Below are 12,372 nucleotides of genomic sequence, written 5' to 3'. Positions count from 1 at the left end.
CGTGCCAGCTCAGGCCGCAGCGGCCAGGGCCGGCGCGTGGTGGTGTGTGTCCCCTCCCCGGCGGTCTTGCAGTCCGGGCGGCAGCTGCGCCGGGTAGACCCGCCGTTCGCGGCGCTGCTCGTCCAGCAGCGCCTTGGCCTGACCGACCCAGTTCTCGCGGTAGACGCGCCGGCCGAAACGCGGCAGGTGGCCGGCCACCCATTGCAGCTCGTCGGCCTTCCAGCCCGCGATCTGCCACAGGTACCAGACGCCGCACCGGTTGAGCCAGGCCTGGTTGCCCGGGCCGATGCCGGTGATGCGCAGCAGGTTGTCGGGCGGCGGGCTGTCCGGCTGGCGCTCGAACGGCCGCAAGCCAGAGGCATCCGGTGGACTCGGTGGGTGGGCGTTGGCGGCCAGCGCAGCGGTGGAGATCGTGGTCAGCGCCGCCTGCGCGACGGGACGCATGGTCGGCATGGAGGTGCTGCGTTCACGCTCGCGCTCCAGCGCCCGGCGGGTGTCTTCCAGCAGGCGCTGGCTGGTGGCCAGTTGCTGCTCGTGTGCGTTGAGACGGTGCTGCAACGACGCCTGCGCCGTGTCGGACTGCTCCAGCAATTCGAGCAGCTTGGCCACCTCCTGGCGCAGGTTGTCGCGGACAGTGCAGACTTGGAGATGCTGGTCCGCATCGACCCGCACCGACTGGCGCTCCGCCGCCAGCAGCTCGCCGAATTCATCACATTGCACACGCAGCGCCTGGACCTCGCGGCGGTGTGCCATCCGCTCCGCCGCCACCTGCCGGTCCATCGCCAGCAACTGCTGGCACAGGGCCTGCTCGGCCTTGCTGTAACCGACCCGGGCACCTTCCATCTCGCGGCGCACACGCTCCAGCGCCTGGTCGCCATCCGAGCGGATCTGGTCACGCTCCTGCTGTGCGGCCTGTGCAAGCTCAAGTGCGGCCTGCCGTTCCTGCAATGCGGTGGCCAGCTCGCCTTCGTGCTCCGCGGTCCAGCGGTCTTGGTCGGCCCAGCAGGCACGGTGCACGCTGTCCAGATCGAGCAGATGCACCCTGCGCGCCCGCAGCGTCGCGAACACCCCTCCCAGCAGCAGACCCAGCATGTGGACCAGCAGCAGATCGACCCACCAGACTTGACCAACGACACCCATGGAACACCTCCAGCGCCAAATAATGCGTTACTTTTTGTAACCGCCTGTGATGTGCCAACTATCGTGAAAATGATCACGTTTTTTATGAAGCTTGCCTGATAGTCGGCATTGGAACGGTTTCGTTTTTGCGGCGCCTGACCCCCTGTGTTAGCATTTTTTCTACCCTTGGACAGGCCTTCGGCAAACAGACTTTCATGAATCAATTGCGCATCGTGGTCATGGAAAACGATCCCCTGCTGGCAGAGGACCACGACGCCACCATGCGGCAACTCGGGCTCATCGATGCCCGCACCGGACTGCCGCACCGAGATCTTTTGCTGGACCGGCTGGGACAGGCCACGGCGGGAGTGGCCCGCGGAGGATCGGCGTTCGCGCTCATGTACATCGGCACCAGCGCCGCCAGTCCGGGCACCTCTGCCGAGGCGATGGAGGCCGTGATGCTGCAGCTCGCCCGCCAGCTCCATCGCCTGAGTCGACGCACCGACAGCTTCTCGCGCATGGGTGCCCGCGACTTCGCCGCGCTGCTGCCCGGTAATCCCTCCGTGGCCGGACTGATGGCCATGGGCCAGAAGATCGCGGCCGAGTTCGCCGACCGGATCCATGTGCACATCGGTGTGGCCCTGTGCCCGCGCCACGCCAGCGACGCCGACACGCTGCTGCTGCAGGCCCGCACGGCGCTCGACCAGGCCCGCCACGCGCAGGTCGTCACCGCGCTGTTCGAACCGCGGTCCGTGCCCGTGCACGCGGGGTTGTCGACCGCAGCGGATGGCAGCGTGCGCGCCGCCTTCCAGCCCGTGCTCGACCTGAAGACGGGCGGGCTGTCGCGGCTGCAGATCTCCACCCGCGGGCTCTCGCCGGCACAGGAGGATTTTTCGCCGACCGAGCTGGGCAGTGCCGGTCAGAACACCCGCCAGGAGCTGTACACCCGGCTCATCGCCACCACCGACGCCGCCTTGCGCAGCGCACAGCCCCTGCGCCAGGAAGGGCTGGTGAAACACCTGTCGCTGCCGCTGCCTGGCCGCCTGCTGGACCATCCGTCGCTGGCACAGGCACTGCTCGAACTGCTCGACCACCACCGCTGGCCGGCGCAGCATTTCCTGGTCGAGGCGCAGGCCGCTGCCATCGCCCAGCGCGGCGGGGACGTGCTGGAAGCCCTGTCCCAGGCCGGTGTGGGGCTGGCCATCCAGGACGGCGGCTCGGGGCTGAGCCTGCACGTGGCGCTGGCCGGTCTGGACCCGGTGGGGGAATTCAAGTTCGATGTGCGGACACTGTCGGTGCTGCCACGCATGGAGCAGCGCACGGCGGTCGTGCGTGCGCTGATGTCACTGGCCCGCGGCTGGGGCGCGCGGGTGGTGGCCGACGGGGTGGACGACCTGGGCACGCTCGCCTGGCTGGGCGAGCTGGGTTGTGACGGCGCGCAGGGCCATGCCAGCGGCAAGTCCATGCCAGCCGAGCAGGTGCGGGCCTGGTGCGCCGGGCACACGGACCGGCCACGGTCCCATCCTCCGCTTGCACGCTGACGGCGCGTCGGCGTCGGTGTCGGTGTTGGCATCGACGCTCACGACATGGCCGGATCGAGGCTCGGTCTCGGCCAGTCTGGCGCAGGCAACGGGGGCGCTGCCGCGCCGTGGCGCCACGCCAGCACCGCTGCGGCCAGCCGGCTGGCCACCGGCTCGCGCTCGCCAGCCTGCGTGGCCACGGCCCTGACGAGGCAGGCGCACGCCGCCCCGGTGCCCGCCACCGCCTCGACCTGCGCCGTCGTCAGCAGCCCGCCGATGCCCACCACCGGCACCGGCGACATCACCGCCCACCAGCGCAGGTTGTGCAGCCCCTGCGGGTGCCAGGGCATGTCCTTGGTCGTCGTCGCCCAGACGGGGCCACAGGCGATGCAGGCCGGCGCCAGCGCCGCCGCCCGGCACAGCTCCCACAGGCTGTGCGAACTCACGCCCAGCCGCAGCCCGCGCGCCTGCGCCGCCGCGAGCCGCGCGCGGCCCGCCGCGCCCAGCGCCAGCACGTCTTCCTGCCCGAGGTGCAGCGCCACGGACGCCGGATCGACCGTGCCGGCTTCGACCGCGTCGAGCACCAGCGCGTGGTGGTCGTTGACGACGATCACCACGCGCGCCGCCTCGGGTAACGCCGCCGCCTGCGCCAACGTACGGTCGATCTGGGCACGGACCTCGGCGGCAAATGCCTGGTCGTCCAGTGTCTGGTGCGACGTCCGCTTGATGCGCAGTTGCAGCGCGCACAGCGTCGGTTCGGCCGCCGCCAGCAGCGGCGTGGCCTGGTCGGCGCTGTCCACGATCGCGTACAGGCCAGCGGGCCACGGCAGCGCCGGCCCGCTGGTCCCCGACACCGGCGATGTGTCGCACCCCAGACGCGGCAGCCAACGAGGATCCGCCGCAAAGCCCGCATCGAACCCGACCGGCCCGACGCCCTGCCCCGCCGCGTGGCCGACCGCCAGCCCCGCCGTCGTCGCCATCTTGGCCAGCACCAGCGCGTCCGCCGTGACGAAGCCACGCGCCATCGCGGACGCCGCCGTGGTGGCGAAGGTGCAGCCCGTGCCATGCGTGTGCGGCGCGTCGAGCCGAGGCAGCGCCAGCCAGCCGCGGGCGTGCGGCGTGTCGAGCCAGTCGAGCGCGTCGGCGCCGTCCGGGCTGTCGCCGCCGGTGATGCAGACCGCCGCCGCGCCCAGCGCCCGCAGCGCTGCCGCCTGCGCCGGCACCTCGGTCAGCGCCACCGCCTCGGGCTGGCCGAGCAGCCGCGCTGCCTCGCGCCGGTTCGGCGTGACGAGGTCGGCGCGGGGCAGCAACTGCGTGCGGTAGGCGTCGATCAGCGCCGCGTCCGCAAAGGCCGCGCCGCCCGCGCTCGCGCCGAGCACCGGATCGATCACCAGCCGCACGCGCGGCCCGCCGTCCGCGTCGAGCCGGTCCAGCCAGCGCGCCAGCACGGCCACCCCGTCCACGCGGCCGATCAGGCCGGTCTTGATGACCGCCGGGCGCAGGTCGGTGGCCAGCGCCGCGAGCTGCGCCTCCAGCACGTCGGGTGCCACCGGCACGACCCGCTGCACGCCGAGCGAGTTCTGCGCCGTGACGGCGGCAACCACCGGACAGAGGTGGACCGTGCAGCCCTCGGCGGCGCGGGCGTCGGCGCTGAGGCCCGCCCCACCGCCGCTGTCGTTGCCGGCCACGCTCCAGACGATCGGCCGTGTCATGTCCCGGTTCATGTGGTGGCGCATGTCCCTGCTCACAACAGGAAGGGCCGCCCGCCCACCGGCGTCGTCGCCACTGCCATTGCCTGCGGCGCCATCACGCCCGCCTCGAAACCGAGCCGCCCCGCCTGCACCGCCGCCCCGAACGCCGCCGCCATGCGCACCGGCTCGCGCGCCTGCGACACCGCCGAGTTCAGCAGCACCGCGTCATAGCCCAGCTCCATCGCCTGCACCGCATGCGCGGGAGAGCCGATGCCGGCGTCCACCACCATCGGCACGTCCGGCCAGCGCTCGCGCAGCGTGCGCAGCGCCCACGGATTGATGAGCCCCTGGCCCGAGCCGATCGGCGCGCCCCACGGCATCAGCACCTCGCAGCCCACGTCGAGCAGACGCTGGCAGGTGACGAGGTCGTCGGTGCAATACGGGAAGACCGCGAAGCCGTCGCGGATGAGCTGCTCGGCGGCGCTGACCAGCTCCCACGGATCGGGCTGCAGCGTCTGCTCGTCGCCGACGACTTCGAGCTTGATCCACGGCGTGTCGTACAGCTCGCGCGCCAGATGCGACAGCTCGATCGCCTCGCGGGCCGTGCGGCAGCCGGCGGTGTTGGGCAGCAGCCGGGCACCACGTTCGCGCAGCGCGGACTGGATCGCGGCGATGTGGCCGTTGTCGCCCGCGCCCGAAGCGCCCGCATGGATGCGGCGCAGGCCGACCGTCACCACCTCGGTGCCCGAGGCGACGATGGCCTCGTGCAGCGCTTGCGGCGACGGGTAGCCGGCCGTGCCGAGCAGCAGCCGGCTGTGGAGCGTGACACCGTAGGCGGTCCACGGCGTGGGGGTCAGGGTGGGCATGGGGCTTTCAGCCTCCGACGATGGGTTGGAACAGCGTGATGGTGTCGCCGTCGTCGAGCACGCGCTCGACACGGGCGGCACGCGGTACATGGCGGCCGTTGACGGCAGAGCCAACCGCTTCGGGCGTCAGGCCGCGCTGAGCGATGAGGGCCGCCAGCGTCGTGCCCTCGGGCAGTTCGGTCAGCTCGCCATTGAGGAGAACGTGGAGGGTCATGTCGATACCTGCTTCATCGCCTGCTCGATCAGCGCCGGCGCCAGCAGCCAGCCGTGGCGGAACAGGCCGTTGATCGACACCCGACCCGGCTCGACCGTCCACTTCGGCGCGTTGTCGGGCAGCGCCGGGCGCAGGTTGGTTTCCATGTGAACGATGCGCGCCTCGGCCAGCGCGGGCAGCACGCTGTGCGCCGCCGCCATCAGCTCGACCGCCGAGCGCAGGCTGACCGGCGAGCGGTCCTCGCTCTCGATCTCGCTGGCGCCGATGACGACGTGGTCGTCCGGGCGCGGCACGATGTAGACGCGGTGGCGCGCATGCAGCAGCCGCAGCGGGCGCGTCAGCGGCACACCGGGCGCGTGCAGCCAGATCACCTCGCCGCGTACGCCGCGCAGCGGCTGCTCCGCCGAGCGCCCGCCGAGCCCGCGCACATCGAACACGAGGTCGAAGCCGGCCGCGGTGCCGTCGTCCAGCGTGATCTGCCCCGGCGCCGTGGCCGCCACCGTGCGGCCCCAGTGCCACTGCACGCCCTGCGCGAGCGCACACAGCGCCGGCAGCACCTGCTGCGGCATCACCTGCGCCTCGCCGTCGAGGCACCACGCGTGCAGCCCCGGCAGCAGCGCCGGCTCCAGCGCGGCCAGCGCGGGGCGCGTCAGCCGCCGCGGCGGCGCCATCCCGGCCGGCGCCACCGTCAGCCGCGACAGCACCCGCTGCGCCGCGCCCAGGTCCGGCCCGTGTGCGAGCAGCAGGCTGCCGTGCTGGCGGAAATAGCGCCCCGCGTCGCCCTGCCCGTCCAGCGCCGCCAGCCGATGCGCCACCTCGGCCCACAGCGTGACCGAGCGCAGGCCGAGTGTCGCCACCTCCGGCCCCGCCGCGTCCAGCTCCGCCAGCGGGCTAAGCATGCCGGCGGCCGTGAAGCCGGCCGGACCGAGCCCGTCACGCCGCGCCTCGGGCCCCGGCGCCGGGTCGAACACCTCGACCGCGTGCCCGGCGTGCGAGAGCTGCCACGCCAGCAGCCGCCCGAGCACGCCCGCGCCCGCGATGCCGATGCGGACAGACCCCGTCATCGAGGTCATGCCTTGTGGATCGGGATGTACAGCTCGCCCCCCACCGCCTTGAACTCGGCCGACTTCTCCGCCATGCCCTTCTCGGCGTAGTCGCGCACGTCCTGCGTGATCTTCATCGAGCAGAACTTCGGCCCGCACATCGAGCAGAAATGCGCCTCCTTCGACGAGTCCTTCGGCAGCGTCTCGTCGTGGTAGGCCTCGGCCGTCTCCGGGTCAAGGCCGAGCGCGAACTGGTCGCGCCAGCGGAACTCGAAGCGCGCCTTGCTCATCGCGTCGTCGCGGGCGCGGGAGCCGGGGTGGCCCTTGGCGTTGTCGGCGGCGTGGGCTGCGATCTTGTAGGCGATGATGCCCTGCTTCACGTCGTCGCGGTCCGGCAGGCCCAGGTGCTCCTTCGGCGTCACGTAGCACAGCATCGCCGTGCCCATCCAGCCGATCATGGCTGCACCGATGGCGGAAGCGATGTGGTCGTAGCCGGGTGCGATGTCGATCGTCAGCGGGCCGAGGGTGTAGAACGGCGCCTCGTCGCAGTGCTTGATCTGCTCGTCCATGTTGGCCTGGATCAGGTGCATCGGCACGTGGCCCGGGCCTTCGATCATGGTCTGCACGTCGTGCTTCCAGGCGGTCTTGGTCAGCTCGCCCAGCGTGCGCAGCTCGGCGAACTGCGCTTCGTCATTGGCGTCCGCCGACGAACCCGGCCGCAGGCCATCACCCAGCGAGAAGGTCACGTCGTACGCCTTCATGATTTCGCAGATCTCTTCGAAGTGCGTGTACAGGAAGTTTTCTTTGTGGTGCGTGATCATCCACTTGGCGAGGATCGAGCCGCCGCGCGAGACGATGCCCGTGCGGCGCTTGGTCGTCAGGTGGATGAACGGCAGGCGCACGCCGGCGTGGATGGTGAAGTAGTCCACCCCCTGCTCGGCCTGCTCGATCAGCGTGTCGCGGAAGATGCCCCAGGTCAGGTCTTCGGCCACGCCGCCGACCTTCTCCAGCGCCTGGTAGATCGGCACGGTCCCGATCGGCACCGGCGAGTTGCGGATGATCCAGTCGCGCGTGGTGTGGATGTTGCGGCCAGTGGACAGGTCCATCACGGTGTCGCCGCCCCAGCGCATCGACCAAACCAGCTTCTCGACCTCTTCCTCGATCGAGGAGGTCACGGCCGAGTTGCCGATGTTGGCGTTGATCTTCACCAGGAAGTTGCGGCCGATGACCATCGGCTCGACTTCGGGGTGGTTGATGTTGGCGGGGATGACCGCGCGGCCGCGGGCCACTTCGTCGCGCACGAACTCCGGCGTGATGATCTCGGGGATGCGCGCACCCATGGCGTTGCCCTTCAGGCGGGCCTCGCGCTCGGCGTCGCCGAGGTATTCGCGCATCCACTCGCGCTTGCCGTTCTCGCGGAGGGCGATGTATTCCATCTCCGGCGTGACGATGCCTTGGCGCGCGTAGTGCATCTGCGAGACGTTCTGCCCGGCCTTGGCGCGGCGCGGCGTGCGCTGCAGGCCGGCGGCTTCGGCGCGCAGGGCGTTGATGCGGTCGCCGTGCAGGTCTTCGTTCTTGACACCGTCATCCAGGGCGGCGCGTTGACGGCCGACGTAGGTCTCCGTGTCGCCACGGGCCTCGATCCAGCCGGCACGCACCGGCGCCAGGCCCTTGCGCACGTCGATCTCGGCGGTCGGGTCGGTGTAGGGGCCTGAGGTGTCGTAGACGGTGACGCGCTCGCCGTTGGTCAGCGCGATCTCGCGCATCGGCACCTTGACGCCGGGCAGTGCGCCGTCGACGTAGACCTTGGTGGACGCGGGAAAGGGCTCGCGGGTGAGCGAGAGCAGGGCTTGGAGCTTGTCGGGGGCGTTCATCGGGCGGTTTCCTTCGGTGGGCGCAGGCGCGGATGGCTACGCTCCGAAGGGTGCCCCGGGTCGGCGGCCCTGCGGGGCAGGGACAGCGGAGGTCACGGTGCGGGCTCTTCTTACGCCGGTACTAACCGGGTCAAGTACAGCGGGTTCGGTCATTCGACCATCTCAGCACAGCGGGCCACAGTCAGTGAAGAACTGCCGGCCCGGGGCACCCCGGAGCGTGGCCGCATTGTCGGGAGGTGAAGCAGAGGCGTCAAGCCGCACCGACTTGAGGCACCATGCCTCTCTGTTCAATGTTGTTTCGGCAACAAGCGAGGCACTGTGCATCGGGCGTTCAAGTGGATCGGAGGCGGCTTGCTGGCCGTGGTGGGGCTGGGTGTGGTGGCGTGGCTGGGCGTGCCGCCGCTGCTGAAGTCGCAGGTCGAGCAGCACGCCAGTGCAGCGCTGGGCCGCCCGGTGCAGGTCGGCCGGATCGACTTCAAGCCCTGGACGCTGGAGCTGACCGCCGAGCAGCTCGCCATCGGCGCCGCGCTGGGCGCGGCCTCGCCCGAGCCGCTGCTGAAGATCGCCCGGCTCCACGCCAACGCCGACCTGCGCTCCGTGCTGAACCTGGCGCCTGTGCTCACCGCGCTGGAGATCGACCAGCCCGAGATCCGCCTGACACGCACTGCGGAAGGCCACTACGACATCGACGACCTGATCGCCCGCTTCAGCACGCCGACGCCCGCCCAGCCCGACGCCAAACCCGCGCAGTTCGCGCTCTACAACGTGCAACTGCGCGGCGGACAGGTGACGTTCGATGACCAGCCGCTGCAGCGCCAGCATGTGCTGAAAGACCTCACGCTGGCCGTGCCCTTCCTGTCGAACCTGCCGTCGCAGGTGGACATCGAGGTCACGCCCCGGCTGGCGTTCAAGCTGGACGGCACCGCGTTCGACTCCGCCGCCAAGACCAAGCCGTTCACCGCCGCCCGGACGACCGAAGCGCAGTTCAAGCTCGCGCCGTTCGACCTCGCGCCCTGGCTGGGCTACTGGCCCGACACGCTGCCGGTGAAACTGCAGAAGGGCCGCCTGCAGACCGACCTCGCCCTGCACTTCGACACGCCGGCCACGGGCACGCCGCACCTGCGCCTGACCGGCACCTTCGGCGCGCACGACCTGGCGCTGACCGACCGGGCCGGCGCGGCGCTGGTGGGCTGGGACGCGCTGGACGTGGCGCTGCGCGACGTGCAGCCGCTGGCGCGGCAGGTCACGCTCGGCGCGGTGACGCTCGACGGGCTGGTGCTGGACGTGTCACGGGATGCACAAGGTCGGCTGAGCCTGACGCAGTTGGCCGGCCCGGCGGACGCTGCCCCACCGCCAGCCGCCGCCACACCGGCCGCCCCCGCGTGGCAGCTCAAGCTCGACGCCCTCGCACTGCAGAACACCCGTGTCCGCTGGCGCGACGCCACGACGCAGCCCGCCGCCGCGCTGACGCTGGCCGGGCTGGACCTGGAGACCGGCGCCGTGCAATGGCCGCTGGCCGCGCCGGTGACACTCAAGCTGAGCACCACGCTGCACGGCGGTGGTGCCTACAGCCCGGCCCAGGGCAAGCTCACCGCGCAAGGCGAGGCCAGCGATCGCGGCGCGCAGGTGGACCTGCAGATCGAGCGCCTGGCACTCGCCGCGCTGCAGCCCTACCTGAACGCCTCGCTCAAGCCGCAGCTCAGCGGCGCGCTGTCCGCCAGCGGGCAGCTGCGCTGGGCGGCTGCGGCGGACCAGACGCCGGCGCAGCTCCAGCTCGATCTGAAGAACGCCACGGTCAACGCGCTCCAGCTCGCCGACCGCAGCGCCGGTCCCATCGCGCTGGCCTCGCTCGGCCAGCTGCAGCTCGACGGCGCCGCGATCGACCTGAACGCCCACACGGTCGCACTCGCCCGCGTGCAGCTCGGCTGCCTCGACACCCGGCTGGCGCGGGACGCCAAGGGCCAGTGGAACGTGCTGCAGTGGCTCGTGCCGCAGCCGCCCAGCCCGCCCGCCTCGCCGCCGTGGCAGGTGACGCTCAAGGATCTGCAGCTACAGGACGGGCGCCTGCAGTTCACCGACGCGCAGGTCGCTTCACCGGTGCAGCTCGACATCGCCCAGCTCAACGTCGGGCTGCAGAACCTCGCCCTGCGCGGCGACCAGCTCACCACGCCGCTGCGCTGGCAGCTCGGCGCCAACGTCGCGCCAATGACCAATGCCGCAACCGCCTCGGCCAAGGGCAAAGCCCCCGCCAGCCGCACGCTCGACGGCCGGGGCGAGCTGAGCTTGGCGCCGCTGCGGGTGACCAGCAACCTGAAGGTGCAGAACTTCCCGGTGCACGCGCTGGAGCCGTATTTCGGCGAGGCGCTCGGCCTGAGCCTGCTGCGGGCCCACCTCGGCTACGAGGGCACGCTGGCGCTGCAGGACGGCCCCGCCGGGCTGAACGTCGCGCTCAAGGGCGACGGCCGCGTCGGCGACGTGCAACTCCACACCCGCCGCACCGCCCAGCACACCAGCGACGAGCTGCTGAGCTGGCAGGCGCTGACGCTGCAAGGACTGGACGTGGCGCTCAAGCCGCCGCAGAAGCCCAAGGTCGTCATCGGCGCCCTCGGACTGAACGACTTCTACTCGAAGCTCGTCATCACCGAGGACGGTCGATTCAACCTGCAGGACGTCGGCCCCGCGCCCTCGCCCGCCGCCTCGGCTGTGTCAGAACCCGCCGCCAGCGCACCACCCGTGCCCGCCAGCGCGCCCGCGAAAGCCGACGAGCTGACGGTCGACCTGACCATCACCGCCACCCGCTTGAGCAACGGCCGCGTCGACTTCACCGACCGTTTCGTGCGCCCGAACTACAGCGCCGACCTCAGCGAGCTGCAAGGCACGCTCGGCACCCTGCGCACCGGCACCCGCGAGATGGCCGAGATCACGCTGCGCGGCAAGGTCGCCCGCACCGGCACGCTCGACCTCAGCGGCCAGATCAACCCGACCGCCAGCCCGCCGGTGATGGACCTGCGTGCTCGCGCCGCGGACCTGGAGCTGACGCCGCTGTCGCCCTACGCCGGCAAGTACGCCGGCTACGGCATCGAGCGCGGCAAGCTGACGATGGACGTGGCCTACCGCATCACCCCCGAGGGCCAGCTCGCCGCGACCAACAAGCTGGTGCTGAACCAGCTCACCTTCGGCGAGCGGGTCGAGAGCCCGACGGCGACGCAGTTGCCGGTGCTGCTGGCGGTGGCGCTGCTGCAGGATCGGAACGGCGTGATCGACCTCGACCTGCCGATCGGCGGCTCGCTCAACGACCCGCAGTTCAGCGTGTTCGGGCTGGTGCTGAAGGTGATCGGCAATGTGCTGACCAAGGCGATCACGGCGCCGTTTGCCTTCCTGTCGGGCGGCGGGGACGACGACCTGAGCGTGGTCACGTTCGAGCCAGGCACGGCGGTGCTGACCGCCGAGGGGCGTACTGCAGCGGACAAGGTGGCCAAGGCGCTGCAGGACCGGCCCGCGCTGCACCTGACGCTGACCGGCTGGGCCGACGGACTGACCGAGCGGGCCGCGTACCAGCGCGCAGCGGTGGAGCGGCAGGTGCTGGCCGCCTGGCGGCAGGAACGCGAGAAGGCGGGCGACGCGCCGGAGGTGGTCGCGGAATCGGTGCCGATGCCGGCCGACCGGGCGCGGCTGCTCGACACGCTGCTGCGCCAGTCGGCCCGCACGCCCGCTGCGGCCGCCAAGCCCGCCACGAAGGCCAGCGCACCGGCCGCTGCGGCTTCTCGACCGGCCGAGGTCGATCCGGCGGCGGCACTGGCCGACGCCGTGCCGGTTTCGGCGGACATCTGGCGCGAGCTGGCGGCGCAGCGCGGCACGGCCGTGCGCGATGCGCTGCTGGCGCGGCAACTGCCGAACGAGCGGCTGTTCCTGGCCGCGCCCAAGGTGCAGTCGGAGGCCGCAGGCACCGACACCAGCAGCGCCAACAGCGGCAAGCCGCGCGCAGAGCTGACCCTGTCGGCACGCTGAACGCCACCCGGGTCACCCGTCCGCTGCGATGGCTGTT

8 protein-coding genes and 1 riboswitch are annotated in these 12,372 nt (G+C 71.5%); of the genes, 2 read left to right on the top strand and 6 right to left on the bottom strand.

What is annotated here, in order from left to right; translation table 11 throughout:
* Window positions 1-9: 9 nt before the first annotated feature.
* Window positions 10-1,140 carry a hypothetical protein gene (locus tag U5O44_RS17560; RefSeq protein ID WP_322589692.1) on the bottom strand — a complete coding sequence of 377 codons (1,131 nt, stop codon included), beginning with the start codon at window positions 1,138-1,140 and terminating at the stop codon, window positions 10-12.
* A gap of 218 nt (window positions 1,141-1,358) precedes the next feature.
* On the opposite strand from U5O44_RS17560, the gene U5O44_RS17555 reads away from it, so the two are divergent.
* Entirely contained in the window at window positions 1,359-2,660 is a 1,302-nt protein-coding gene (locus U5O44_RS17555; protein ID WP_322589691.1) for a GGDEF domain-containing phosphodiesterase, read from the top strand.
* A 38-nt stretch (window positions 2,661-2,698) separates the two neighbouring features.
* Here U5O44_RS17555 and U5O44_RS17550 read toward each other — a convergent pair whose 3' ends face one another.
* Genes U5O44_RS17550 through thiC form a run of 5 tightly spaced genes read right to left on the bottom strand, consistent with a single transcriptional unit; the run spans window position 2,699 to window position 8,327 of the window.
* The gene (locus tag U5O44_RS17550) at window positions 2,699-4,351 is read right to left on the bottom strand and encodes a bifunctional hydroxymethylpyrimidine kinase/phosphomethylpyrimidine kinase (protein WP_322589690.1); all 1,653 of its coding nucleotides are present in this window, start codon (window positions 4,349-4,351) and stop codon (window positions 2,699-2,701) included.
* A gap of 32 nt (window positions 4,352-4,383) precedes the next feature.
* Entirely contained in the window at window positions 4,384-5,196 is an 813-nt protein-coding gene (locus tag U5O44_RS17545; RefSeq protein WP_322589689.1) for a thiazole synthase, read from the bottom strand.
* Window positions 5,197-5,203: 7 nt separating this feature from the next.
* Window positions 5,204-5,410 (bottom strand): sulfur carrier protein ThiS, encoded by a 207-nt coding sequence (gene thiS, locus U5O44_RS17540; RefSeq protein WP_322589688.1) that lies wholly within the window; start codon window positions 5,408-5,410, stop codon window positions 5,204-5,206.
* Entirely contained in the window at window positions 5,407-6,483 is a 1,077-nt protein-coding gene (locus U5O44_RS17535) for an FAD-dependent oxidoreductase (RefSeq protein ID WP_322589687.1), read from the bottom strand. Before U5O44_RS17535 ends, thiS begins: the two co-directional genes overlap by 4 nt.
* Window positions 6,480-8,327: a phosphomethylpyrimidine synthase ThiC gene (gene thiC, locus U5O44_RS17530; protein WP_322589686.1), complete on the bottom strand. Its 1,848-nt coding sequence runs from the start codon at window positions 8,325-8,327 to the stop codon at window positions 6,480-6,482. Before thiC ends, U5O44_RS17535 begins: the two co-directional genes overlap by 4 nt.
* 90 nt (window positions 8,328-8,417) lie before the next feature.
* A riboswitch (TPP riboswitch) is annotated at window positions 8,418-8,550 on the bottom strand.
* 95 nt (window positions 8,551-8,645) lie between these two features.
* Between thiC and U5O44_RS17525 the strand changes: the two genes are divergently transcribed.
* Window positions 8,646-12,335, top strand: coding sequence for a DUF748 domain-containing protein (locus U5O44_RS17525; RefSeq protein ID WP_473964711.1), 3,690 nt, complete (start codon window positions 8,646-8,648; stop codon window positions 12,333-12,335).
* The last annotated feature ends 37 nt before the right edge of the window (window positions 12,336-12,372 follow it).

Origin of the sequence: Sphaerotilus sp., from assembly GCF_034519685.1 — a bacterium.
In the GTDB taxonomy this organism is placed as follows: domain Bacteria; phylum Pseudomonadota; class Gammaproteobacteria; order Burkholderiales; family Burkholderiaceae_C; genus Sphaerotilus.
The sequence above is the reverse complement of the archived record's forward strand: the minus strand, read 5'-3'. Positions and strand labels throughout refer to the sequence as shown.